This window comes from Paludicola sp. MB14-C6, from assembly GCF_030908625.1.
Taxonomy (GTDB): domain Bacteria; phylum Bacillota; class Clostridia; order Oscillospirales; family Ruminococcaceae; genus Paludihabitans.
This window is the reverse complement of sequence record NZ_CP133133.1, coordinates 2,161,600-2,188,298: the sequence shown is the minus strand read 5'-3', so window position 1 is coordinate 2,188,298 and position 26,699 is coordinate 2,161,600. Positions and strand designations below refer to the sequence as shown.

Sequence of the window (26,699 nt, the reverse complement as noted above, 5' to 3'; positions counted from 1 at the left end):
GGAGATTCTTATGCCTATTATCGTTAACCTTGATGTCATGATGGCAAAGCGAAAAGTCTCCTCAAATGAGCTTGCCGAAAAAATCGAAATTACTCCTGCCAACTTATCCATTTTAAAAACAAATAAGGCAAAGGCAATTCGCTTTTCAACATTAGAAAAGTTATGTGAAATATTAGATTGCCAGCCTAGTGACATTTTAGAATATGTGAAAGAAGGTGCACCGAATGGATAATATCATTTCATCAGCCACATTACAACAACCTTTAGAAAAGCCGAAAATAGTATATTCCAAAGTAGAAAGAATTGCTGCATTACTATGCCTTCTATTTGGATACTTTTTCATTAAATTCGTCTTTTTAGGACATGAAAATGTATTCACCGCATTCTATTTTATTACATTCAGTATTTTTTCTCTAATATACTACAAAAACTGTCATATATCTATAAACTTCAAAAGTGTGATGTTCTTTTTACTGGTTAACCTATTCAGCATGAACTATCTCATAACAGATAACGGAATGATAGCGTTTCTAGATACTGTTTTTATTATTCTTGCGATTATATATTGGAACTATTACACTTGTCAAAATGAGAATAAAAAGTTCCTTTCGAATCATTTTTGTTTAGATCTGTTAAATGCTGCTATTGTATTGCCATTCGCTCATTTTGTAGAAGCACCAAAAGCTATGTTTTCAAATAGCAAAAGCAAAAAGAACGGCAAATTAAAGCTAATACTGCTTGGGTTAATAATAGCTTTGCCAATCACTTTAGTAATTGGAGGTTTGTTACTTGCAGCAGACAGCTTATTTGAAAATATGATGTCTTTTGCGTTAAAAGACATCAGTTCCAGTGTTGTTACTTTTATCATGCAAGTTATTCTTGGTATTCCTGTTGCGTTATATCTATTTGGATTACTATTTTCAAACGCACGAAAAAAACATCAACAATATATTCCGGATGAGTCAAAAGCAAAAGTTACAAAATCTATGCGTGTTGTTCCATCCACTATTTTATATACAGCGGTTACACCAATTTGCGTACTTTATGCGTTGTTCTTTATAGCACAAGCTGGCTATTTCTTATCTGCTTTTCAAAGCTATTTACCAGAAGGCTTTAGCTATGCTGAATATGCTAGACGTGGATTCTTCGAGCTTTGTGTTGTCGCTATTTTGAACTTGTTTATTTTGATTTTATTAAACGGTTTATGCAAATGGAAAACCGAGAAAAAACCAAATGGTTTAAAAGCATACACAATTATTTTATCCGTATTTACGTTAATGCTGATTACTACTGCATTAAGTAAAATGATTCTATATATTAATGCATATGGATTTACATTGCTTCGAGTCTACACCTCATGGTTCATGATATTATTAGGCGTTATATTCATTATCATACTATTAAAGGCAGTATTTGATAAAATAAATGTTGTAAAACAATCTGTTATTGCATTTCTAATTCTATTTACCATACTAAGCTTCTCTAACATAGATGGTTTGATTGCAAAATATAATGTGGAATGGTTTGAAACAGGGAAAATTGAAGAAATGGATATTTCTATGTTGTATCAACTATCCGATTCTGCTGTTCCTTATGTAATTCCATTAACCAAACACAAAAATGAACAAATTGCAAAGGAGTCACAAGAATATTTAGATTTATTTATTCATAAATATGAAAAACAGAAATGGACTAATTTCAACTTATCTTCCTATCTTGCTTATCAAGAATATGTGAAAGCAACGAGATAAAGTCGAGGATGGATATGCATACTAAAAAAAGAACGATATATTATAGCGCTCCTATAATTACAGCATTTTTATTTGTGCTTTATCTCGTTTTGGTTTTCATTCATTTGCCTGATCGAAATTCAATACGATATCATATGCTATACTCCCTACCGTTCAGCATTATTATAGCCGGTGCCTTAACATATTTAATCAAGCAATGGTATGTGATTATCATAATCTATGGTATGGGTGGCTTTTATTTCGCAATAGATAATCATTTACCGCTCATGTTGGTTTTACTTTACTTACTCCTTGTTTTTACTATTGTTTGGCTGAACCAATATAGCATATCAAAATTGTTATTTAGTCGATAGCAACTCCTACAAATTCATATTTATAATCCAATCCTCCATAGACAAACCCTCGCATAAACAATGCGAGGGTTTGTACAGCTTGTAGAAAAAGTCTCCTAAATTCGATGATTTAGGGGACTTTTGACGCGAAAAATGGTATAATTAAATAGGGTGATTAAATGTTAGTTAAAGCTAAAAAAGACCGAACACAAGTAGAGTTTTTGTGCTTAGAAGAATTTATTCCAGCAGAACATTTGCTTAGAAAAATAGATAGTGCAGTGGATTTCTGTCATATATATGATTTCGTAGAGGATTTGTATTGTAAAGATAATGGAAGACCAAGCATAGACCCAGTAGTACTAATCAAAATGGTCTTAATACAACATTTGTATGGAATAAGTTCGTTGCGCAAATTGGTAGAAGAAGTACAAATGAACTGTGCATATCGTTGGTTTTTAGGATATTTAATGACAGAACAAATACCTCACTTTACAACAATAAGTTATGCCTTTAAACATAGATTTAACGAGAATACTATTGCATGCATTTTCAACTGGATATTGAATGAAATCAATGATATGGGATATCTTGACCCAGAGGTGGTATTTGTAGATGGAACCCATATAAAAGCAAATGCAAATATAAAAAAGGTTGTAAAGAAATCAATCCCCGTAGCAGCAAAACATTATGAGAAACAACTAATGGACGAAATCAATAAAGATAGAGAAGAACATAAAAAAAAGCCATTTGACGATACAAAGCCACCTAAAATAGAAGAAAAAATCATCAATGAATCAACCACTGACCCTGAAAGCGGTGTATTTCATAAAGGAGAGCATAAGAAATGCCTTGCTTATGAAGCACATACAGCTTGTGACAAAAAAGGCTACATTGTAGATGTTCATGTAACAGCAGGCAATGTACATGACAGCGTAGCATTCGATGATTTGTATGATAAATTAAAAGAAAACCACCCCGAAATCCAAACAATAGTGGCAGATAGTGCCTACAATACTCCCTATATTGCAAAAAGACTTATAGATGATGGAAAAGATTTATTAGTACCATATCGTAGACCAATGACAAAACAAGGCTTTTTTAAGAAATATGATTTTTCATATGATGAATATTTTGACTGTGTAGTATGTCCAAACAATAAAGTTTTACACTATTCCACCACGAATAGAGAAGGATACAAAGAATTTAAAAGCAATCCAAACGACTGTAAAATCTGTGGGTTTCGTTACAAATGCACTGAAAGTAAAGAATTCCAGAAACAATACACAGTTCATGTTTGGCATGAGTACTTAGAGCAAGTTTCAGATATTCGTTATGCAATAAAATACAAAGATCTTTATGCACAGCGAAAAGAAACGATTGAGCGAGTTTTTGCTGATGCGAAAGAAAAATACGCAATGCGTTATACACCTTATCGAGGTCTTGCCCAAGTAACAAACTGGGTTAGGCTTAAATTTGCGTGCATGAACCTTAAAAAGCTGGCAATACATAAGTGGAGGGTGAACTCTCCTTTTTGTATCCTTTCCACTTTTTTCAAATTTTCAACCATATATTCAAAAGCCCGACTTTGGTTACGCCAAAATCGGGCTTTTTCTTCAGACTGGACAAACCCTCGCATAAACAATGCGAGGGTTTGTATTTATTTACTGGTTAGTATTTTTTTGTGAAGAGATATGTATGCGAATAATATCGCTTACTCGAACCATCATATCAACAGTGCTATTCTTGTAATTCCAAAGTACATGCACGAATGTTTCATCGCAATCGAGAATATAGCAAAAATAATTTTTACTAAACGTAAATTCATTTTGCTCATTATATATCGTCAGCCAACAACATTCCCCTTTTAACCTTTGTAATTGGGCTGATGGTTTGGATAATGAATCACCTTGAATCATATTTATTTTTCTTTCAATCTTATTTAATTGAAAAGAAAATCTACAAAGTAATCCAACTGCTAACCCTACAAAAGGAAAAAGCCAATAAAAAGAATCCATTAAATCAACCTTTCTTATTTTAATTTTCCAACATACATTGCGTGGGCACAAGTTTCTAGCATATATTTATCAGTTGCTGTTAGGTTAATTAAATCCATTAAAGCGGAAAATAACTGGGGATTTGTTTCTTTTAATTGCAGAATTTCTTTCTCTCTGTTATATCCAAAACTTCTTATTGAACGCAATAATATTTCTTCAAACCCATGCTCATTAAACAGTTCTTGTATTTCTTCGTGATGAGGGTAATAGCCCTCTTGAAAGCCTACCATTGCATTATTTTGAAACTTGCCTTCTAAAAACACTTTGCTTAGATTATGTAAGTCAACTTGAGTAGGATTAAACAACAATCTATCCACAATTCCAATTGAGCCAGAATAGTAGGGAATAAAACTTGCAAAAACTAGTCCGTTTGGCTTTAATACTCTTGCTACCTCACTTATACATTGATTGCGTTCTGCTTCTTCTAACAAATGATAAAGTGGTCCAAAAAGAATTACTACATCAAATTGATTATTATCATATAAAGATAAATCAATCGCATTCACCTTTTGAATTGTCTTTACATTTGTTAGCCCTTCTTTTTCTATTGCTTCTTTTGCTTGATTTAATAATGATTCAGATAAATCTGCTAAATGCATTATATAACCTGATTTTGCAAGTGGAACAGTATATACCCCTGCCCCACCACCTAAATCCAATATTTCTGCATTTGTTGGAAGGAGCTTTTTTAATAGATCCATAGAAATCATAAATTCTAATTTACCACACGAATCTACTGTACGATTTTTTTCGTCAAATACGGAGTAATAGTGTTCAATCTTTTGAAAGTCAGTCATAGTTACACCTCTTATCAATTTTAATATTATTTTACCACACCAAAGCAATATTGTAAATATTGGTATTTACCTTAACAATTTTATGGATTATAATAAACTTAATAACCATAAAGGAGTGACTACGCAATGACATCCATTTTTCCTGTTATACTACAACTTATATCTATTGTAATTTCATTAGCTTTTTTCGCAGCCATCGTTCTTGCTCTTGTATTACTGATTCGATATCTAGTCAAGAAAAATAAATTGACCGATTTACAACTACAAGAATATAAAAATAAGGATGAAAAACCTCTGTAATAATTGCAAAGGAGTTACTGCAAATGGATTCTTCATTATCTATAAGCGGGTTTGGAATAATTTCAATTCTAATCAGTTTAACGTTCTTCGGTTTAATTATTTTCGCTCTAATATTGTTGATTCGATATTTATTTAAAAAAATTAGGCTGACTGAACTACAACTACAAGAATATAAAAATAAGGATAATTGTAATAAACAATAGTAAACTACTAAATAATAAGATTATAATCATGTTGAAAAGAAAGGGAAAGCTTCAAATGGATCATATGTACTATTTAGATATCTTGAGTATATTATCAACTATTTTAAATTTTGCTCTTTTAGGTGCAATCGTTTTTGCTCTTGTATTACTGATTCGATATCTAGTCAAGAAAAACAAGTTGACCGATTTTCAATTACAAGAATATAAAAATAAATAAAGATCCGCCCGCTTAGCCACTGGAAAACAGCCTACTGAAAGCTATAGCAATATCGAGCAAGAATTGCGAGGAATTGTTGCAGTACAAAAAAAAGAATATTGAGTCCGTTAATCTAATTTTTTATACATTAACCAAAATGAAATTAAAAGAATGGGGATTTTATCGTGAAAAAATTTATGCACGATTATGTAGAAGCTAAAAATAAGTTAATGCATAAGTATTTTATAATATTTTCTTTTTCCTTTATATTATTATTTGTATTTGCTTGCAGTTCAAATTCAGCAAAAGTTATCGGTGAATATAAAGATATAGACAAATTAGGTGGAGATTTTATTCATAATGAAATAACTGCATATGATATTGGTATTAATAAAGACGGAAAACCTATATTTAAAATCAGGATGCTGCTTTTAAGCAAGCAAAAAAAGATTTTGCAAAAGGTTTTGAACAAACAAAAAATGAGTTTAAATTAAAACCAATTACCAAAAGTAATTTTAAACAATACGGAACGTATGCATGGCAAACTACAACAACTAATCAAGATATAAAAAAACAGTGTCATGAAATTACAGCTTTTTTTGACATTTATGAAAATAGATATAATTAAATTGAAAATTTTATACAACAAAAGGAGTTTTCATTTCATTCGCAACGCTAAAGCTTTCTCCAAACCACCGGCACAGTTGGACGGGTGGTTTTTGATGCAACAAGAAAAGCCTCTGCAATAATGCAGAGGCTCTTTGTGACAGTTTTTAAAACGTACTACTGACAAACGGACTTATAATGTTGCACACCCTCACTAAGCAGAGGTCCGCTACCGTTTACGGTAATATTATTATATTCTTAATAATTATAAAATGCAAACTTTATTTGTTAAAACAAGCAAGTAAAGCGTCAACTTTATCTGTTTGTTCCCAACGAATGCCTAGGTCTTCTCTACCCATATGTCCGTATGCTGCTAATTGCTTGTAAATTGGGTTTCTTAATCCTAATTCAGAAATAATTTTTGCTGGTGTTAAATCAAATACTTTGTTTACTGCAGCTTCAATTTCTGCATTAGAATATTTACCAGTTCCGAATGTATCAACCATTACAGAAACAGGCTTTGCAACACCGATAGCATAAGCCAATTCGATTTCACATTTAGAAGCAAGACCTGCTGCCACGATATTCTTTGCTACCCAGCGAGCTGCGTATGCTGCACTTCTGTCAACTTTTGTTGGATCTTTTCCGCTGAATGCTCCGCCACCATGACGAGCATATCCTCCGTAAGTATCAACAATAATTTTACGACCTGTTAAGCCGCTATCGCCTTGTGGTCCACCGATAACAAAACGGCCGGTTGGGTTAATTAAATATTTTGTGTTTTCATCTAATAATTCAGCAGGAATAATTGGTTTTACAACATATTCTAATAAATCTTTACGAATAGTTTCTAAAGTAACTTCGCTATCATGTTGTGTGGAAATAACAACTGTATCAATACGAACCGGTTTATTGTTTTCATCATATTCAACGGTTACTTGTGTTTTACCATCTGGACGAAGATAAGTTAAAGTACCATTTTTTCTAACTTCCGTTAATCTCTTTGAAAGTTGGTGTGCTAAAGAAATTGGCATTGGCATTAATTCAGGTGTTTCATCACAAGCATAGCCAAACATCATACCTTGGTCGCCTGCTCCACCAACTTCATCGTTTGTTCCCATAGCAATATCAGCAGATTGCTCATCTATAACTGATAAAACGCTGCAAGTATCGCAGTCAAAGCCGAATTTCGCACGATCATAGCCGATTTCTCTTACTGTTTCACGAGCAATTTTAGGAATATCCACATAGGAATTGGTCGTAATTTCGCCCATTACTAAAACCATACCTGTTGTTACAATTGTTTCGCAAGCTACACGAGCATTTTTATCTTCTGCAATAATTGCATCTAAAACTGCGTCTGAAATTTGGTCACAGATTTTATCTGGATGTCCTTCTGTTACACTCTCAGATGTAAATAAATATCTTGACATTTTCGTTCCTCCTTGATTTTACAAAAACAAAAGCGTTCGGTTACCCGAACGCTGTTTAAACTATTTAGTTTAAACCTCATCTTCGGATTTTTTCCTCTGGATTTAGCACCTTACTTCTTACAGTAGGTTGCCGGATTTCAACGGGCCAGTCCCTCCATCACTCTTGATAAGGTATTTAATTGTATTTAAAATTATAACGCTTGATTGCTATTTTGTCAATATCTAAAATATATAATTTTAGTATAGTATAAAATGGATTATTTATTGGATATGCTTATTGCACATCTGCATTATTAAACTCATTTTTAATTCTTGATCCGCATTTAGAACAAAAATAGTTTGCTTCCGGATTTTTTGCGCCACAAGCCTTACAAATAACAACGTTTTTAATATCACTTAATTTTTGATTTAAAACACTTAATTTAGCAAGGTTTTCGTCAATTTCTTCTACTAAGCCATCTACAACATCTTTGTTATCATAGTTTGCTTTCATCATACTATAAACGCAGCTACCAAGCTTTTCATAAAGCTTTTTAATTTCATTATTAACCTTTACACATTCCATTTTTAATTTAGAAACTTCAACTAGTTCACCTGTTTTTTTACTCGCAACGTCATAAACATCTTTTGCCTTATCCATAAAAGTATCAAATGCACTCATTGTGATCCTCCATTCAAGGGAGTAATACCAATTCCTTATTAAACCTTTTTGATAAACTGAATGAAAACTTATATATCAAAGCTACAGATTCACATTTATCGAAGTTTTATAATCGGAATACGTATAATCCCGTTTCATTTACTATATTATATATCTATTTTTCTTTTTTTACAACTAAATTTTAACAATCGTAAAAAAATACTTAATCCAAAAATTCTCTTAAAACAGTATTACTTGGGACATAGTCCATATTCAAAGAATAAAAAGGCATAATAGCACGTTTCACTCTTGAAATTTCTGTTTGATAAGTTGACGGAATCTCAGTCTCTTCTATTAACTTTATCAGATAATTCACATAAATATTCGGTTCATAGATAATAGTAGAATCAATCATATAATCGGCTTCGTTTTTAAAAGGAAATATGCACTCAACCTCTGCTTCAATTACTTTTTCCCACATTTCCAATGTCTTTGGGAGCGAGCTTGCTCGATGAAAATGGTCACGTATCATTCTTCTGACTAGGCGCACATCACGTGCAGATAAAACCAGCTCATCATTCATTACATAATCAGAATTAGGACTGATATACAATTTCATGAAATTAGCTTTATCGTATCCATTTATGATACGTGGATTTAATGCATGAAGACCTTCGATGATTATTAAAGAATGGTCATCAATACTTACTGTTCGAGTTTCTAACGCTCGCCTTCCGGTTGAAAACTCAAACAGAGGAAATTCACTTACATTCTTCTCAAAAAGCTCACCAAAACATTGCGATAATTTATTTAAATCAAGAGTATCAATTGTTTCATAATCAATAGATCCATCTTCTAATATTGGTAAACAATCACGATCAATATAAAAATCATCCAAAGAAATAACGACAGCATTCAACCCTTTATTTTGGAGCGTATCCTTTAATTTATAAGCAGTTGTTGTTTTAGAAGACGCAGAAGGCCCTGCTAATAATAAAATAGATACCTTTTCATTTTCTATAATTTTATCTGCAACAAGCTGCAGCTGCTTATCATAATTACGCTCAGCATAATCTACTATTAGCTTTGGGTTTTGTTGCACACTTTCATTTAACACACCAATGTTAATTTTACTATCATTAAAACTGTTTTTCATAAAAAGCTTTCACCTCGGCTTTTCGCTCTAATATCTCGTCAAATTGACTGATATATTCAAAATGATATTTAAAATTGAAAATTCGTTCTATTGGCCGTTCCCCTTTTCCGACAAGCTTTGTTGCTCCGCCTGCTCCACACGCTAATATTGTTTGAATTTCATCCATAATATAAACATTATACAAACTTTCATAACCTTTTTTACTATAACCAACATTCTCTAAATTACCAACTGTATTTTTTTGGCGATATAGATAATAAGGTTGATAACCTGCTTGCATTAACGTAGTTTGTGCATATTCATTCATTAAAAACGTGGTGTCAGTTTTTAAATCGGGTAACTGGTCAAATAAATCCGATGAACGTTTTATAGCCAGTGTATGCACCGTTATATTGGTTGGTGCAAGCGCAATTGCTTGATTGATAGAATGTTGAAAGCTCTCTAGTGTATCACTTGGGAGTCCTGCTATAAAATCCATATTTATATTTGTAAATCCAACTTCTTTTGCAAGATAATAGCTATCAATCGCTTGTTGTGCAGTATGCTTTCTACCAATTGTTTTTAACACATTATCATTAAAGGTTTGGGGATTCACGCTAATGCGTGTAGCACCGGCTTGTTTTATTACTTCAAGTTTTTCTCTTGTTATAGAGTCAGCTCTACCCGCTTCAATTGTATATTCTTTTGCAGAGAAAACATCAAAATTTTCTGTTATTGCATCCGTAACCATCTTTAATTGTTCCGCTGTAATAGCTGTGGGCGTTCCTCCGCCAATATAGATTGTTTCAAGAGTCAATCCCAACTCTTTTGCTAATTGTGAAGTATATGCAATCTCTTGGCACAATAGACGTAGGTACTCGTCCACTTTTTCCAAAGATTTCGGCGTATTGATTGCGTGGGAAACAAAAGAGCAATAGCTGCAACGACTATAACAAAAAGGTATGGAAATATACAAACTATATGATTTGTCGGTATGCATTTGTAAAATATATTGTTGATTATCGGCTGTATGAAATGCAAGCGAAATTTTTTCATCGGAAACCAAGTAATCCTCTTTTAAATAGGATCGAATCGCTTCATCCCTCATACCGCTTTTACGAAGTTTTTGTACGGTTGCAACCGGACGAATTCCTGTTAATACACCCCATTTTGGTTTTCCACCAACTAATTTGGATAAGGTTTTATATAATAAGACGCAAAGTTTTCGCTCGCATTCCTTTTTATAATTTTCTGTTGCATTAGAAAGCTTACATGCCATTTTTGCAGTTTTGCTACCCAATCGAATTGATACCCAAAGATACGTATTTTGTTTTCCATGCTTTAGACGAGTAATAATATAGTCTTCCTCAGGAAGAACGATTTTATCATAAACATGGGTAAAACGAATAACCGGAAAGAAAAGCTTCGCAATTCCTTCCAGTTCGTATTTGAATGTATGTCCACTAAAAAATATCGTCATAATTTGTCCCCATATATGGATTGGTTGTTTTTTCGTAGCGCAATGAGGTTTTATTGCCATGCCCAGGAAGAACAGTATAATCTTCGGTTAGGTTAATGAGCTTCTTTAAAGATGCCTTCATGTCATTCATATTGCCACTATATAAATCGGTTCTTCCTATACTTTGTTGAAACAAAGTATCACCCGAAAACATCACACCATCTGTATAATATACGCAAGAGCCTTTTGTGTGCCCAGGAGTATGGATTACTTGCAAGGTAACTTCATCAAGCACTACACTATCCCCATCTTGTAATAGAACATCTGCTTGAACAGGCTTAAATTCATTCATCTCTATAAAATGAATCGCTACATTTTTGGTTGGATCTAATAAAATTTCTTGTTCATCCTTATAAAGTACTACCTTTGCACCAGTTTGCTGTTGTAATTCATAAACTGCGCCCATATGGTCATAATGTGCATGAGTAAGTAGCAATAATTTTAAAGTAAGGTTATTCTCTTTTAAGAATTGAAGAATTCCTTTTGCATTGCCACCAGCATCAATTACCATTGCGTTATTCTTTTGAGTAGCCACTATATAACAATTTGTACCTAATTCGCCTACTGCTAATTGATGTATTTTCATAAATCCCACTTTCCTTATTTTTTTTGAATTTCATCAGTATCAAGCACAATCGTAACAGGTCCATCTGCTACCATTGCAATTTCCATATGCTCACCGAATTGTCCTGTACTAACCTTGCCAATACGATTATCGTTGCGTACTTGTGTTACGAAATATTCATACAGCACATTTGCTTCATCTGGTTTTGCAGCATAAACGAAATAAGGTCTTCTTCCTTTTTTACAATCTGCGCCTAAAGTAAAATTCGATACCACCAAAATATCTGCTTGTAAATCTGTTGCAGATAGATTCATTTTATCATTATCATCCGTAAAAATACGCAGTTCAGCAATCTTCTTTGCCAAAAACTCCGCTTGGCTTTCGGTATCGCCTTCCATAACGCCAAGCAATACTACCAATCCTTTTTCGATGGTACTATATACTTGATTGTTAATTTCCATTGTTGCTTTTTTTACTCGTTGTACTACTGCTCGCATTGTTTTATCCTTTTCTTTTTATTTTCCTGAACGTTCAACAGAAATAATTCCATCGATTTTCTCTAGCTTTTGTATAATGTTTTTCAACTGTACAATATCTTGTATACCAATTGTTGCAACGATATTACAGTTCGAATTCTTTAGCTCTCTAGCATTCAGTTCATGTAATTGCACTCTCATATTAGCAAATAAAATACTAACATCTGCAATCAATCCATTGCGATCTGTTGCAAGAATATCCAATGTGGAGCGGAAGCCTTTTTGCACAACAGTAGATGCAAACTTTGCGCCAATCCAACGAGGACGTTGGTCTTCTTGAGCCATAGAAGAAATAACATTAATACAATCTTTCTTATGCACAGAAACGCCATGTCCACGAGTGATAAATCCAATAATATCGTCCCCGGGGAGTGGGTTACAGCATTGAGCAAATTTTACAAGGCAATTATCAATACCTTCAATTAACACTCCGCTTAAGTTTTTAGAAGAAGGTACTGCTAGTTGTGCTGCTAAGCCTTCTGTATCAACAGGTTTAATAATCTTTTGATAATCTTCTTTGATTCTTTGCATAATTCTTGAAAGAATTACGCCTCCATAACCAATTGCCGCATATAAATCTTCAACGGTATCGTAATGCTGACGTTTTGCGATATTTAATATAAATTCCTGAAGCTCTTTTTCCGGTAAGTTAATATAGTTACGCTTAAATTCACGTTCTAATTCTGCTTTACCTTCTATTACATTCTCTTCTCGGCGCTCTTTTTTAAACCATGCACGAATTTTACTTCTAGCTTCACTGGTTTTAGCAATCTTTAACCATTCACGATTTGGACCATGTCCTTCCGCTTTGGTTGTAATAATATCAATGATTTGACCTGTTTTTAAAGTGGTATCCAGCGATACCATACGAGAATCTATCTTAGCGCCAACCATTCGGTTTCCAACAGCACTATGAATTGCATAAGCGAAGTCAATAATAGTTGAGCCTATAGGCAAGCTTTTTACATCACCTTTTGGAGTAAATACAAATACTTCTTCAGAAGCTAAGTCGGTTTTAATTGTTTTTACAATATCCTCTGCGCCTTCCGACTCTTGCTGTGCTTCGATAATTTGTCGTACCCAAGCTAAGCCTTCTTCTAATTTATCTTTACCTTTTATTCCTGCTTTGTATTTCCAATGGGCAGCTACTCCGTACTCAGCCGTATAATGCATATCCCAAGTACGAATTTGAATTTCAAAAGGAATTCCTTCTCTGCCAATAACGGTTGTATGGAGAGATTGATACATATTAGGCTTTGGAGTTGAAATATAATCTTTAAACCGATTTGGAATTGGGCGGAACATATCATGAATAATACCTAGTATGTTGTAACACTCAATTACAGTAGACACAATAATACGTACAGCGTAAATATCGTATACTTCGTCAAAGCCTCTACCCGCCATATACACCTTACGATAAATACCGTATAAGCTCTTTACACGTCCTTCAATATGCGGTTCAATATCATATTCACCTAAACGAGAAAGAATTTTCTCTTCAATTGATGAAACAAAGCTTGTGCGCTCTGCAGAATTTTTGGCTAATATATTTTCAATTTCTTTGCAAGCAACAGGATCCAGATAATGCAATGCTAAATCTTCTAGTTCCTCTTTCATTGCGCGAATACCAAGCCTATGCGCAATCGGTGCATATACTTCCATGGTTTCCAACGCAGTTTCTCTTTGCTTATGGTCAGGGCGATACATTAAGGTTCGCATATTATGAAGCCTGTCAGCTAGCTTAATAATGATAACACGAACATCTTCCGCCATAGCAAGCAGCATTTTACGTACATTTTCAGCTTGTTGTTCTTCTTTTGTGGTAAGTGGAATTTTGCCGATTTTGGTAACGCCGTCAACTAAAGATGCAACTTCATTACCAAATAAACGGCCGATTTCTTCTAAAGAAATATCAGTGTCTTCTACAACATCATGTAAAAGTCCAGCACATACACTATCGGTATCCATACCTAAATCAACTAAAATAAAAGCTACTTCAATCGGATGAATTACATATGGCTCACCAGACGCCCTAAGTTGGTCAGCGTGTGCAACAGATGCAATATCATATGCTTTTTTTACACGTTCTAACGAAATCTGGCGTTCTGAATCAATAATATATTGTTCTAATTCTTCAAAAGTTCTATGTTTCATTTTCTACCACCTATTTGCATTGTTCATGCTTTTTGTCATTACGAGTTGAGTCTTTGTAATAAAGATGATTGATTTAAATCGACCTTTCCGTTTACTTGTATCATCTCAATAGAATCCAATAACGGAGAAAGATAGATTAAATTCATTTCGTTTAATATATCTAATATAATACGCATTTTACAATAATTTATTTGATATTTCATTAAGGAAACATATAAAGTATCCACATCCTGACGATACCCATTATTACTTTTTAACACCTTATACAATAAAGCAATATCATCTCGACTTGGTTTAGCAATTGCAAGAATTTTTACAGGCACTTGCTCTTGCTTGCTTATTTTTTCGTAATATGCCTTTGCAGCAAAAAACTTGTCTTGTGGGAAATTAGTCGGCCTTAAATCTTTTATCTTTAGTGTTACAGATACCTTTTGATTATATTCGTTAATATCTACATTCACCAGTAAATCAACGGAATCGCCAACTTTGTAATTAAGCTTATCGCTAGAAACACCAAATAATAATGCAGTATGGGAAATTCCATTCATTTTTAATCCAAAACGTTGGTGTTTATCGCCAGAAAGCGGTGATATACTTTCAATTTTTGCATTACTGATTAAAAAAAGCGGTTGTTCGTTCGTTGCACCAAACGGTTCAAGTGCATTCAAGCTTTGAATGTTTTCCACCGTAATATCGTTTGGAGTTAAAACTTTATCGATATTATATGTATATTGAGGCATGATATCATGTTGCGTTTTCGCATACGCTTCCATTCCCGCTTGAAAATCAGCATAATCTTTGATATCTAAACTAAATCCCGCAGCTAACTTATGCCCGCCGTATTGTAACAAATATTCTGCATTTGCAGAAAGTGCTTTGAATAAATGAAACTCGCCAAGACTTCTTGCTGAGCCCTTTAGTTTGCCTTCTTCACTTGTCATCAATAAAACAGGCTTACCAAAACGTTCTAATATTCGAGAACATACAATTCCGATAATGCCATGGCTCCAATTTGGTCCATAAAACATAAGTACACGTTTTTTCAATACATCCGGGTCTTTTTGAATCATCTGTTCAATATCGCATAATATTTGTTGTTCATCATTCTGACGTTGTTTATTAAATTGATCCAGTTGGGTTGCAATTTCTTTTGCCTCTTGAGGATCTTCACAAAGTAGCAGCTTTACCGCTAAAGATGCACTTCCCATTCGTCCTGCTGCGTTAATTCTTGGAACTAAACCAAAAGCTATATTTTGTGCTGTAACAGTTTCGGGATTTACTCCTGCTACCTCCATAAGTGCACGAATACCAATATTTTCGGTCAAAGTTAACATTTGTAGCCCGTATTTTACTAAAGCTCGGTTTTCTTCTACTAATGGAACAATATCGCCAATTGTTCCAATCGCAACGATATCAGAAAAATATTCTAATGCGGTTTGATAATCTCCGTCTTCCAATGCAGCAATTAACTTAAATACTACCCCTGCACCACATAATTCTTTAAAAGAAGATTTGCAATCTTTCCTATGCGGATTTACAACAGCAATTGCTTTTGGGAGTATATCTTGGGGCTGATGATGGTCGGTAATCACCATATCTATATTCAAAGAAGCAGCAAAATTTGCTTCGTCAATTGCAGAAATACCGTTATCCACAGTAATGATCAAGGTTACATCTTGATTTGCTAACAATTCAATTGCTTTTTTATTCAAGCCGTATCCTTCGCCATCACGCTCAGGTATATAATAAATAACGTCTGCACCAATTGAGCTTAAATAAGTATATAACATTGCAGTGGAGGTAACTCCATCACAATCATAGTCTCCATAAATGGCTATCTTCTCATAGTTATCAATTGCATCACGAATGCGTTCAACTGCCTTTTGCATATCTTTGATATCATAAGGTGAGGTTAACTCATCGGATACTAAAAACTGCTGTGCCGCTTGGAATGTGGTATGTCCACGATTCACCAAAATGGATGCTGCAAATTCACTAATCTGACATTCTTGTGAAAGGATGTTTGATAGTTCGCTATTTTCTTTAGGAATTCTCCAGTATTTAATCATAATTACAAACACACCTCACAAATAATTTCATATTACATTATTATATCATTTTTTACACCATTGTTCAACAATTATATATATGATGAAATTATCCATAGTAGCTTATATTTGGTGAATATTATTTTAGGGCAAAAAACAAAAGGGGTTACCCCCTTTTTTATGTTCTAATTACAATCTATATCTTATTCATCATCTTTTTTCATTTTGAAAATCAATCTTAAAAAACCGGAAAGAAATTTTGGGCTTTTAATTACAACTATTTTCATATTGCAGACCTCCAATAAAAATATGTTCAATGTTTAAAATTCAACTTACACTTCATTATACGCATTTTGCAAAAATGTGTGCAAAATGAAATGAAAAACATTATATTTAAATATAATCATAAAAAATTTTAATTTTTTTAATCAAACGTAAAAGTAATATAATTCAATACCTTATTTCACATGATTCTATATGAATTTTGTTTTGTGTTTTGCAACAGTATAATCTAATAGAACTGTTGTCACTGCAACAACAATTAGTATGATAACAGACAGTGTAATATCTTGAGACGGGGGAAAAACCTCCCAAAACCCATTTACTGATGCATGTGCTAAAATAGATAAAAAAATACTTTTTGAAATAAAGCACACAGAACCAATAAAAAAGGACAATGTGAATGCATTTATGACAAACCAAATGAAACTTAAATTACTTTGATTTGTTCCAGGAATGAACCATAACGGGATATGCCATACAGCCCATATTGCTGCAACAATAATTGTAGAAAGGAAATGTGATAATTTCTTTTCTAATTGTGGTTGCAATAATCCTCTCCATCCAATTTCTTCAATACCACCACCTATAATCATAGGAAATATCATAAGAAATCCAATATATAATGGTTGTTTCATTGTAATTTGACCAAATAAAAACGGGATTGCAAAAATAAAGAGTGCTCCACCAATTGCATATATGTATAAAGTTGGTGAATGTTTCAATGTCATAATATTCTTCATAAAACTTTTAAATTCTTGTTCTGTATTATTCTTCTTTTGCAGAATGATTTCACATATAGCGGGAGAAATTCCTCCTAGTACAAAAAGCACCATCGCCAAAGGAGTACCATATGTCAAAAAGGAAATTTTAAAATATGATCCAACTGCTAAAGTGTCCCATAATATCCAAGAAAAAAGGAAAGTTGCTACTAAATAATTTCGTATTGATTTTGCCATAATAAAACCTCCATAATATAAATGAGATATATATCATTTATATTATGGAGGAATATTTCGTGTTTGTCAAGAATAAAATGAGATATTTCTCATTTTAAAATATATTGTACAATCATCTTTGCAAATTGTTCAAAAATATCTTCTAGATGATATTCCAACAGATCTCCATGATACACTTTAGAAAATACAGTTCTATTTACTACTCCATCGATAAACATAGAAATATTCTGCATCAGCAACGCAAGATCTATGCCATCTCTGATAGCTCCATCTTCTATTCCAATGTTAATGAAATTACTTATATCATCCATGAATTGCTGTCCAAAACTTTTGAGTTTTAAATTTGGCAAAATAATTTGTTGCTTTTCAGGGTTATTAGATATATACACCATCAACTCAAATTGAATTTTTGCAAGTAATCCAGGACTACTTTCTATAAAACTTCCTAAATTCACAAAAGCATTCAATATTGTTTTGGGTATATCATTATCTATTAACTCTGCATGAGGGTAGTCTTGAAACGATTCATAATCATCAGCAATTTTGTTAATGGTTTCAATAATCAGTTGATCTATATCATTAAAATATAAATATATTCCGCCCTTACTAATTTTCGCTTCGTTAATTACATCTAACATTGACATTTCATACAAAGGTTTTCTCTTTACTACTTCAATTGCACAATCAATCAGCATTATTTTTTTCCCCAATTTATACTTTTCTGTAACTTTAGGCATAGAATCCTCCTATCAAAGAATTACAATGTACACAAATCTAAAGTAGCTCTCCTATTTTAATTCCCATTCTTTTAAGTTTTTTGCATCTTCATACATAGCAACATAACTTTCAAAGCGAGTTCGTTCAATTTCACCATTTTCGAGTGCTTTTAATACTTCACAGCCTTTTTCTGAGGTATGAGAACAGCCTGTAAATTTGCATTTTTGCAAGTATGGTTCAAATTCTCGGAAACAATATTGTAATTGATCTTTGAAAATAATATCATAACGTGTGATTTCCATTGAACCAAAACCAGGTGTATCTGCAACGTAGCCATTTAATCCTTCAATTGCAAACAGCTCAACATGGCGGGTTGTATGGCGCCCACGTCCAAGCTTTTTGCTAATATGGGAAGTCTCCAGCTTTAATTCAGGAAATATATTATTTAAAAGACTTGATTTTCCGACTCCGGTATTACCAATGAATGCACTAATAGAATCTTGTAAATAGGATTTAACCTCATCAAAATGAATTGCTTCTTCGTTACTGAGCGCTATTACTTGAAAACCTGCATTGCGATAAATCGATACTAATTCATCGGCTTCTTTTAAATCGGTTTTTGTAATAATAATAATCGGTTCGATTTCTTTATATTCGCAAACTGCAATTAACTTATCAATGACTAAAAAACTTGGCGTTGGATTACAAGTAGAAACCACAATAAAAAGCTTATCTAAATTTGCTAAAGGTGGACGTAAAAAACTATTTTTACGTTCATCTACGCTCACAACAACACCTTTATTATTTTCATCAATTTCAATATCCACATAATCGCCAACCATTGGCGATTGATTTTGATTACGAAATACACCACGTGCTTTACATTCGTAACATTTATTATCTGCGGCTACATAGTAAAAACCTGCAATTGCTTTTGTAATCAAACCATGTTTATTAATCAAGCTATAAATCCACCTTTTCTTTTTAGATAAACCAAAAGTTGTGCTAGGCACAACTTTTGGTAATTGTTATTGTACTGGTTTTTGTTGATCTCCACCAACTTGTGAAGAAATAAGAGCATTGTTTTGCTTTTGAACCGTTTTCACAGTTTTAGCTGTGAAATCAACTTCATATTTTGCAAACATCTGACCATCTACCATGATAGTAACTTCATTCTTAGGTGAAACATCAATTTTACCGTTAATTTTATTTTCAGAAGCGGTTAATTCAATTGGCATTCTGCTTACGGTTGCTGGGTTTGTAATTTTTGAATCCAGTTTTTGACCGTTTACATAAATATCAAATATATAATCCTTGTTATTACTGTTTTTTGGGAAATCAACAGGGATTGTAATAGAAGAAGAAGCTTCTGAACCATTACTTACTTTAACATCGACAGTAGAGTCCTTTTCAAGCTTTTCGCCTTCTTTTACGCTTTGCTCTACAATTGTACCAAGCTTTTCGCTGCTATTTACAGATTCCACTTTACCAAGTTTTAAACCAAGCTGTAAAAGCTTACTTCTTGCTTCCGCTTCGGTAGAACCTTTTAAGTTTGGTACAGTAATTGGCAATATTGGAGTACCGGTACTGATATATAAGTTAATGATATCGCCTTTTTTCATTTGCTTTCCGGCTTCAGGATCAGTTCCGATTACGTTTCCTTCAACAATTGTTTTATCTGTTTTGTTGATTGATTTTACTTCAAATCCTAAAGCTTCTAGTTTAGATTTAGCAATGGTTGATTTTTCGTTTACTAAATCAGGAACTTTGATTAACTGAAATCCTGAGCTTACTACAACTTTTATTTCAGATCCAACCTTCACCTTTGAATCCTTATCAGGAGTTTGTTTAATAATAATTCCTGCATCATATTCCGGAGAATTTTCTTTGCTTACTTCTACAATCTTAACGTCCTTCATTGCTTTTTGAGCATCTTCAATCGTCATACCAACAATATTTAGTACAACAACATCGTTTCGTTTATTACCTAAGCTTTTGAAAAAGAAAAATGCAGCTACACATAACAATAATACACAAGTACAAGCAACTCCTGCAAGAATACTCATTGTATGAGATTTCTTTACTGGTTCAGGGATTTTTTTGCCTTTCACATCTAATTTATTAAAATATTTTGTTGTTCCATCTGAATTAAAGTATTTATATTCAAATACAACACTTGGATTATGCTTGAATTCATCGATATCACGAAGCATTTCTGCCGCTGTTTGATAGCGAAGCTGCGGATCCTTTTGCATAGCACGAAGAATAATTTCTTCTAAACCGGTTGGTATTTCTCCATTGATTGCAGTTGGATGTGTTGGTTCTATTTGCATTTGTTTGATTGCAATACTTACAGGAGTATCTCCATCAAATGGAACCTTTCCGGTTAACATTTCATAAAGGATAACGCCGGTTGCATAGATATCGGTTCTTTCATCGGTAATCTCACCTTTTGCTTGTTCTGGGCTGATATAATGAACAGAACCGATTGCCTTATCAGATAATGTTTTACCATTTTCTCTTGCAAAACGAGCAATACCAAAATCCATGACTTTGATTGTTCCGTCTTCTAACAACATTACATTTTGTGGTTTCACATCACGATGAACAATACCGTTATCGTGTGCATGTTGTAATGCTCTTAAAATTTGAACCGTAAAATGAACTGCTTCTTTCCATTTAACAGTACCTTGTTGTTCAATGTATTCTTTTAACGTAATACCATCAATATATTCCATTACGATATATTGAATGTTATCGCTAAAGTTTACATCATACACTTTTACGATACTTGGATGGGATAAAACAGCGATTGCCTTTGATTCATTGCGAAATCTTCGTTTGAAATCATCATTTTGAAGATATTCATCCTTTAAAATTTTAATAGCAACAAATCTATCCTCTTTAATATCCTTTGCTTTAAATACGATTGCCATACCACCAAAACCGATAAGTTCTAATAATTCATATCGGCCTTCGAGTTTTTTTCCAATATACTGATCCATTTTGTGCCTTCCTCCTATTCTATAACTGCGACAGTAATATTATCGATACCGCCCGCCTTATTTGCTAGGTTTATCAACTCTTTACAAGCAATTTGTGCTTCATTATCAGAAACAATCTCTTTGATTTGTTCATCACTCAACATATTCGTTAGCCCATCAGAGCAAAGTAACAATTTTGCATCTTGCTCTAGTGGAATCGTTATATAATCAATATCTACAGTTAAACTAACGCCAACTGCTCGAGTTATCATATTTTTATTCGGATGTGTAGACATTTCTTGTTGAGATATTTTTCCTTGCTCTAAAAGCTCTTGCACAAAGGAATGGTCTTTTGTTACTTGCTTAATTGAATTTTTGCTAATTAAGTATACACGGCTATCTCCGATATTAGCAATATATGCTGTATGATCTACAACAACAGCTAAAACAATGGTTGTTCCCATGCCTTTATAGCCGGCTTCTATATTTGATTTTTTGTATACTTGAATATTTGCTTCACTAATTGCATTTACTATAACTTCGTTCATCTTCGGCATATCCAAATGCTCCAGTTTTTCTACAAGGCTGGTTGCAACAATATTACAAACCATTTCACTTGCAATTTGGCCCGCACTTTGTCCACCCATTCCGTCACATACAATTGCAAAGCCGACTTGTTCGCTAAATTTATGTGTATAATAAACATCTTGATTCATGTCTCTTTGCAAACCTTTATCGGTCATCCCATAAAAATTCAAAACAAGTCCTCCTTTACTCTTTTTTATAGTAAATTAACTTATGAAAGCTACCAAGAAAATACACATAATAGCTTTGACTTATTGATTTTCTGTGTCTTTGTTTGAACAAGTTTTCAAGTTAATTTACTATTTCATACTGCTTTTTTGTTTTGTATATCTCAAATCTATAAATTATCACGGCGAAGCTGACCACAAGCTGCACTGATATCTGCACCTAAGGTTCTGCGTATCGTTGTGTTAATTCCCTTTTTCACCAACCATTGTTGAAAATTGACTACATTTTTAGGATATGTCTTTTTAAAATCGGTTTCTTTGATTTCGTTCACAGGAATGAGATTTACATGACATAACATTCCTTTTAATTTTGACGCTAACTCATTTGCACACGCTTCACTATCGTTCACACCACGAATTAACGCATATTCAAACGAAATACGGCGGCTAGTTGTATTTGCATACTCTTTGCAGGCTTTTAATAGCTCATCCATATTGAAACGATTGTTAATCGGCATTGTTTGAGAACGAATTTGATCGTTTGGTGCGTGTAATGAAATAGAAAGGGTTAATCCTAATTTCAATCGTGCAAGTTCATAAATTTTATCGACAACCCCACAAGTGGATAGCGATACATGGCGTAAACTGAGATTATGACCATTTTCATTGCTCAATAAATTCAAAAATCGTATCACATTATCATAATTATCAAGCGGTTCACCAATTCCCATTAAAACAACATTGGAAATGCGTTCTCCAATATCTTTACCTGCCGCATAAATTTGTTCTAAGATTTCGGATGGGGTTAAATTTCTTACAAAACCTGCTTTGGTAGATGCGCAAAATGCACATCCCATTTTACAACCTACTTGCGTGGAAATACAAATGCTATTGCCATGTTTATACTTCATCACAACAGATTCCACAAATTCCGAGTCCGGTAATTCAAATAAATACTTTGTAGTTTCATCAATTTGAGAAACCAATTTTCTTTTGATTGACAAATTTGTAATGGTACAAGATTCATCTAGCACTTCTATTAACGATTTCGGAAGATTCGACATTTCAGCAAATATTAAGACCTTTTTTACATGAAGCCAATCAAAAATTTGCTTTGCACGAAACTTAGGTTGTTTAAAAGAAATAAGCAGTTCTTCCAATTCTTCGATTGTCATAGATTTAATATCAATTTTATTCATGGCTACACCGACTCTTTTTCTTTTACAAGTGCTGCAATAAAAAATCCATCGCAGTTGTATTTATGAGGAAATAGTGTGACAGCGAAATCATCCATACCATTTATTTTACCGAAAATTTCAGATAATTGCAACGGTTTAAACGAATTATTCATTTTTAAGAAACGATTTATTACTTCAATATTTTCCTTTTTATTTGTAGTACAAGTCGAATATACTAATGTTCCACCTAATTTGACATAATTTGCGGCATTGGATAAAATAGCAAACTGAATTTCAGGAAGATTAGCAAAATCTTGTTCGTTTTTATATTTAATCTCAGGTTTTCGTCTTACAATACCAAGTCCGGAACATGGAACATCACATAAAACATGATCTGCCTTTAGCAAGTCCTCATTGAATATTGTTGCATCTTGAAGAGACGTATTCATAATGGTTATTCCAAGACGTTTTGCACCATCTGAAATCAGCTTTAATTTATGTTCAAATAAATCAAATGCATAAATTTTACCCTCATTATTCATATGCTCAGCTATTGTAAACGCTTTAGAACCTGGTGCAGAACACATATCAATAATGGTATCGCCCTGTTTTGCATTTAAAATTTCTGCGCAAATTTGAGAAGCAACATCTTGCACATGAAATAAGCCTTGTCGATATTGCGGCAATTTATCAATACTTCCTGTTTGCTCTAATACTAAGCAATTTTCCAAAAACTCATGCTTGCAAGCTTTTACCCCACGATTTTCTAAAAAACCAATCAACTTTTCTGTAGTGGTTTTTAATGTATTTACTCTAACAGTAAGAGGTGGGCGATGAAGCGATGCTTTTGCCAATTCTATTGCGGTTTCTAAATCATATTGGTCTTTCCATTGTTGAAAAAGCCATTTTGGACAAGCGTATTGAATGCTGTAATACATTACAAGGTCTTTATCTTTATTTGGTAGTGTGATTGCTTTTTCATCACGAATAAACGAACGTAATACTGCGTTTGCAAAGCCTTTAGCGCTTGCTTTTCTTGCATATTCAACAAGCTTAACGCTTTCATTTACAGCGGCATTATCGGGTACACCATCCATATATAGCAATTGATAAAATCCCATTCTTAAAATGGTAACAATCTGTATATCCAAAGAGGTAAGCTTCTTTTTGAGATATTTGCTAATTGCATAATCTAATTGAATTTTAGTTTCCAACACACCATAAAAGATAGCGGTAGCAAATGCACTTTGCACCTTATCTAATCCGGATGATTGCAACATTTTATCAATTGCTATATTGGAATAAGCATTTTCTTTTTCTATTCGTAACAAGGTATCGTATGCGATTTGTCTTGCAGTTTTCATAAATTCCTTTCAATAGCGAAAAAATTAATCATCTCGATTGCGAAGCAGTAATAATCGAACTAAGTTTGCAATTGCAACAAGTAACGCTGCAACATATGTTAACGCTGCCGCAGTTAAAACCTTTTTAGCTCCTTGCAACTCAATTTCATCTAAAATCATATCGGTTTCCAATGTTTTGATTGCACGAGCACTTGCGTTAAACTCAACAGGGAGTGTTATCAGCTGAAATAATACAACCGCTGAAAAAAGAAGAATTCCAAATGTCATTAACCAATCCATGCGGATTGCAAAGCCAAAAATAGCAAGCGGAATTGCAATAGAAGAACCGAGCTGTGTAATTGGTATTAGAGCTGCCCGAAATTTAATTGGTGCATAGTTCTTTGCATATTGAATTGCATGTCCTACTTCATGCGCGGCAACACCAATAGAAGCCACTGAAGTAGAATTATATACGGAATCGGATAAACGAATTACATTGCTTCTTGGATCGAAATGATCGGAAAGATTTCCGCAAATATGCTCAATACGAACATTTTGTAACCCGTTTTCATCTAATATTTGTCGTGCAACCATTGCAGCAGTATATCCTCTGGCTGCATGATAGCCACTGTATTTGTTAAAGGTCGTTTTTACTTTAATCTGTGCCCATAATGCAATCAATGCAGCTGGGACTACAAGGAAAAGATAATATTGATCATACCAAAAGAATGGCATATCCGTAACCTCCTTTTACATTAGTGCAGTTTTATTCACCGAATTGCGTGCCTTTTTCTAAACGTTGTCCTCTTAAAAAATCTGCACCGCCCATGCGTTTTGAGCCCTCATATTGCACTTCAACGAGCTCAATAGTTGTATTGTTACCACAAGCTATCATCAGCTCTTTATCTGATAGCAATATACCTGCTTGTGCATTTTCAGAAACATCTACTACTTTACTTCGATATACCTTTAAACGCTTTCCATTTACTGCTGTTTGTGCACATGGCCACTCAGACAGTCCTCTAATTAAATTATGCACTAATTGTGCATCTTTGGAAAAGTCGATTTGTGACATCTCTTTTGATAGCATAGGCGCTTTCGTTGCATCTTCATCGTTTTGTGCAATCGGTTTTAAAGTTCCGTCTTGTAGTTGCTCTAGTGTTTCTAATAATAAAGGTGCACCTAGTTCGGACAAACGATCGTGTAACTCACTTGCAGTTTCGTTTTCACCAATTTCAGTTTCCGCTTTTAATAGCATATCACCAGTATCAATTCCTTCTGCCATATACATTGTGGTAACACCTGTTACAGTTTCACCGTTTAGTACACTCCATTGAATCGGGCCTGCTCCACGATATTTTGGAAGCAAAGAAGCATGAACGTTAATACAGCCGTATCTCGGTAACTCCAAAACTGCTTTGGGAAGCAATTTACCGTACGCTACTACAACAATTAAATCCGGATTGATTTCACGAAGAATGGCTTGTGGCTCTTCAGTTTTGAGCGTAATAGGTTGATATACTGGAATATCATGCTCTAATGCTAATTCTTTGATTGGTGGAGGGCAAACTTTATGGCCTCTGCCTTTTTTCTTATCTGTTTGTGTAAATACTGCAACAACCTCATGATGTTCAATTAACGCTTTGAGTGTTGGCACAGCAAAATCAGGAGTTCCCATAAAAACAATTTTCATAAGTATTTCCTTTTCTTTTGTGGATTATTTTTTTCTTCTCTTTTTCGGTTTAGTTTCATCTATTTCTACCATTTCAATTGCTATATCCTTAAACAAAACACCGTTTAAATGGTCAATTTCATGACATAAAGCTCTTGCCAATAGTTCAGTACCTTCAATCGTATATTTTTTTCCATAACGATCTAACGCAGATACTTTCACCTTCATAGGTCGTTCCACTTCACCATATTCGTCTGGGCTAGAAAGACATCCTTCCAAACCGGTTTGTGAGCCGCTTTTTTCTATTATTTCAGGATTGATAATTTCGTACAAAGTATCCCCTGTATCAACAACTACAACCTTTCTTAATATGCCTACTTGAACAGCAGCAAGGCCTACACCATCTGCACTATACATTGTTTCAGCCATATCATCTAACAATTGCCATAACTTTTCATTAAACTCTGTTACTTCTCGGGAATGTTTGCGTAAAATTTCATCGCCTTCTAAAACGATATTTCTTACTGCCATTATTTTTCCTCC

At 33.6% G+C, this 26,699-nt stretch carries 27 protein-coding genes, 1 pseudogene and 1 riboswitch; of the genes and pseudogenes, 7 read left to right on the top strand and 21 right to left on the bottom strand.

Annotation, left to right across the window (positions count from 1 at the left end; genetic code table 11):
• Positions 1-10 precede the first annotated feature (10 nt).
• From RBG61_RS10435 to RBG61_RS10425, 3 genes and pseudogenes are all read left to right on the top strand, one after another.
• Positions 11-232 (top strand): helix-turn-helix domain-containing protein, encoded by a 222-nt coding sequence (locus RBG61_RS10435; protein ID WP_307943234.1) that lies wholly within the window; start codon positions 11-13, stop codon positions 230-232.
• Positions 225-1,751, top strand: a complete 1,527-nt coding sequence (locus RBG61_RS10430) for a DUF4153 domain-containing protein (protein ID WP_307943232.1) — start codon at positions 225-227, stop codon at positions 1,749-1,751. Before RBG61_RS10435 ends, RBG61_RS10430 begins: the two co-directional genes overlap by 8 nt.
• A 511-nt stretch (positions 1,752-2,262) precedes the next feature.
• A pseudogene (locus tag RBG61_RS10425) lies at positions 2,263-3,612 on the top strand (IS1182 family transposase); the annotation flags it as partial.
• Between the two features lie 132 nt (positions 3,613-3,744).
• On the opposite strand, the gene RBG61_RS10420 reads toward RBG61_RS10425, so the two are convergent.
• Positions 3,745-4,098, bottom strand: coding sequence for a hypothetical protein (locus RBG61_RS10420; protein ID WP_307943230.1), 354 nt, complete (start codon positions 4,096-4,098; stop codon positions 3,745-3,747).
• 14 nt (positions 4,099-4,112) lie between these two features.
• On the bottom strand, positions 4,113-4,934 hold the full coding sequence (locus RBG61_RS10415) for a class I SAM-dependent methyltransferase (protein WP_307943228.1): 822 nt from the start codon (positions 4,932-4,934) through the stop codon (positions 4,113-4,115).
• A 126-nt stretch (positions 4,935-5,060) separates the two neighbouring features.
• Between RBG61_RS10415 and RBG61_RS10410 the strand changes: the two genes are divergently transcribed.
• The 4 genes from RBG61_RS10410 (at position 5,061) to RBG61_RS10395 (ending at position 6,127) form a co-directional block, all read left to right on the top strand.
• Positions 5,061-5,234 carry a hypothetical protein gene (locus tag RBG61_RS10410; protein WP_307943226.1) on the top strand — a complete coding sequence of 58 codons (174 nt, stop codon included), beginning with the start codon at positions 5,061-5,063 and terminating at the stop codon, positions 5,232-5,234.
• Positions 5,235-5,257: 23 nt separating this feature from the next.
• Positions 5,258-5,437: a hypothetical protein gene (locus tag RBG61_RS10405; protein WP_307943225.1), complete on the top strand. Its 180-nt coding sequence runs from the start codon at positions 5,258-5,260 to the stop codon at positions 5,435-5,437.
• Positions 5,438-5,492: 55 nt separating this feature from the next.
• A complete protein-coding gene (locus tag RBG61_RS10400; protein ID WP_307943223.1) occupies positions 5,493-5,654 on the top strand; it encodes a hypothetical protein in 162 nt (53 codons plus the stop codon).
• A gap of 164 nt (positions 5,655-5,818) precedes the next feature.
• Positions 5,819-6,127: a hypothetical protein gene (locus tag RBG61_RS10395; RefSeq protein ID WP_307943222.1), complete on the top strand. Its 309-nt coding sequence runs from the start codon at positions 5,819-5,821 to the stop codon at positions 6,125-6,127.
• Positions 6,128-6,520: 393 nt separating this feature from the next.
• Here RBG61_RS10395 and metK read toward each other — a convergent pair whose 3' ends face one another.
• The 19 genes from metK to def all read right to left on the bottom strand — a co-directional run bounded on the left by metK (position 6,521) and on the right by def (position 26,687).
• Positions 6,521-7,672: a methionine adenosyltransferase gene (gene metK / locus RBG61_RS10390; RefSeq protein WP_307943221.1), complete on the bottom strand. Its 1,152-nt coding sequence runs from the start codon at positions 7,670-7,672 to the stop codon at positions 6,521-6,523.
• A gap of 73 nt (positions 7,673-7,745) precedes the next feature.
• A riboswitch (SAM riboswitch) is annotated at positions 7,746-7,845 on the bottom strand.
• A 101-nt stretch (positions 7,846-7,946) separates the two neighbouring features.
• Positions 7,947-8,333 (bottom strand): zinc-ribbon domain-containing protein, encoded by a 387-nt coding sequence (locus RBG61_RS10385; protein ID WP_307943220.1) that lies wholly within the window; start codon positions 8,331-8,333, stop codon positions 7,947-7,949.
• Positions 8,334-8,535: 202 nt separating this feature from the next.
• The gene (locus RBG61_RS10380; protein ID WP_307943219.1) at positions 8,536-9,468 is read right to left on the bottom strand and encodes a uridine kinase family protein; all 933 of its coding nucleotides are present in this window, start codon (positions 9,466-9,468) and stop codon (positions 8,536-8,538) included.
• Positions 9,452-10,927 (bottom strand): coproporphyrinogen dehydrogenase HemZ, encoded by a 1,476-nt coding sequence (gene hemZ, locus RBG61_RS10375; protein ID WP_307943218.1) that lies wholly within the window; start codon positions 10,925-10,927, stop codon positions 9,452-9,454. The genes RBG61_RS10380 and hemZ overlap by 17 nt, the downstream gene beginning before the upstream one ends.
• Positions 10,911-11,552, bottom strand: a complete 642-nt coding sequence (locus tag RBG61_RS10370) for an MBL fold metallo-hydrolase (RefSeq protein ID WP_307943217.1) — start codon at positions 11,550-11,552, stop codon at positions 10,911-10,913. Before RBG61_RS10370 ends, hemZ begins: the two co-directional genes overlap by 17 nt.
• Positions 11,553-11,566: 14 nt before the next feature.
• A complete protein-coding gene (gene dtd, locus RBG61_RS10365; protein ID WP_307943216.1) occupies positions 11,567-12,028 on the bottom strand; it encodes a D-aminoacyl-tRNA deacylase in 462 nt (153 codons plus the stop codon).
• Between the two features lie 18 nt (positions 12,029-12,046).
• Positions 12,047-14,224, bottom strand: a complete 2,178-nt coding sequence (locus RBG61_RS10360; protein ID WP_307943214.1) for a RelA/SpoT family protein — start codon at positions 14,222-14,224, stop codon at positions 12,047-12,049.
• Positions 14,225-14,262: 38 nt separating this feature from the next.
• The gene (recJ, locus tag RBG61_RS10355; RefSeq protein WP_307943213.1) at positions 14,263-16,293 is read right to left on the bottom strand and encodes a single-stranded-DNA-specific exonuclease RecJ; all 2,031 of its coding nucleotides are present in this window, start codon (positions 16,291-16,293) and stop codon (positions 14,263-14,265) included.
• Between the two features lie 182 nt (positions 16,294-16,475).
• Positions 16,476-16,559 carry a stage V sporulation protein SpoVM gene (spoVM, locus tag RBG61_RS14030; protein ID WP_373889744.1) on the bottom strand — a complete coding sequence of 28 codons (84 nt, stop codon included), beginning with the start codon at positions 16,557-16,559 and terminating at the stop codon, positions 16,476-16,478.
• A 186-nt stretch (positions 16,560-16,745) separates the two neighbouring features.
• A complete protein-coding gene (locus RBG61_RS10350) occupies positions 16,746-17,510 on the bottom strand; it encodes a CPBP family intramembrane glutamic endopeptidase (RefSeq protein WP_307943212.1) in 765 nt (254 codons plus the stop codon).
• A gap of 89 nt (positions 17,511-17,599) precedes the next feature.
• On the bottom strand, positions 17,600-18,247 hold the full coding sequence (locus tag RBG61_RS10345) for a TetR/AcrR family transcriptional regulator (protein ID WP_307943211.1): 648 nt from the start codon (positions 18,245-18,247) through the stop codon (positions 17,600-17,602).
• Between the two features lie 51 nt (positions 18,248-18,298).
• A complete protein-coding gene (gene rsgA / locus RBG61_RS10340) occupies positions 18,299-19,189 on the bottom strand; it encodes a ribosome small subunit-dependent GTPase A (protein WP_307943209.1) in 891 nt (296 codons plus the stop codon).
• 66 nt (positions 19,190-19,255) lie between these two features.
• The gene (locus RBG61_RS10335) at positions 19,256-21,232 is read right to left on the bottom strand and encodes a protein kinase domain-containing protein (RefSeq protein WP_307943208.1); all 1,977 of its coding nucleotides are present in this window, start codon (positions 21,230-21,232) and stop codon (positions 19,256-19,258) included.
• Positions 21,233-21,246: 14 nt separating this feature from the next.
• On the bottom strand, positions 21,247-21,969 hold the full coding sequence (locus tag RBG61_RS10330) for a Stp1/IreP family PP2C-type Ser/Thr phosphatase (RefSeq protein ID WP_307943207.1): 723 nt from the start codon (positions 21,967-21,969) through the stop codon (positions 21,247-21,249).
• Positions 21,970-22,133: 164 nt separating this feature from the next.
• The gene (gene rlmN / locus RBG61_RS10325; RefSeq protein ID WP_307943205.1) at positions 22,134-23,162 is read right to left on the bottom strand and encodes a 23S rRNA (adenine(2503)-C(2))-methyltransferase RlmN; all 1,029 of its coding nucleotides are present in this window, start codon (positions 23,160-23,162) and stop codon (positions 22,134-22,136) included.
• A 2-nt stretch (positions 23,163-23,164) separates the two neighbouring features.
• The gene (gene rsmB, locus RBG61_RS10320; protein ID WP_307943204.1) at positions 23,165-24,505 is read right to left on the bottom strand and encodes a 16S rRNA (cytosine(967)-C(5))-methyltransferase RsmB; all 1,341 of its coding nucleotides are present in this window, start codon (positions 24,503-24,505) and stop codon (positions 23,165-23,167) included.
• 24 nt (positions 24,506-24,529) lie between these two features.
• Positions 24,530-25,219, bottom strand: coding sequence for a zinc metallopeptidase (locus RBG61_RS10315; protein WP_307943203.1), 690 nt, complete (start codon positions 25,217-25,219; stop codon positions 24,530-24,532).
• Positions 25,220-25,250: 31 nt separating this feature from the next.
• On the bottom strand, positions 25,251-26,177 hold the full coding sequence (fmt, locus tag RBG61_RS10310) for a methionyl-tRNA formyltransferase (protein ID WP_307943201.1): 927 nt from the start codon (positions 26,175-26,177) through the stop codon (positions 25,251-25,253).
• Positions 26,178-26,201: 24 nt separating this feature from the next.
• The gene (gene def / locus RBG61_RS10305; protein WP_307943200.1) at positions 26,202-26,687 is read right to left on the bottom strand and encodes a peptide deformylase; all 486 of its coding nucleotides are present in this window, start codon (positions 26,685-26,687) and stop codon (positions 26,202-26,204) included.
• Positions 26,688-26,699: the final 12 nt, after the last annotated feature.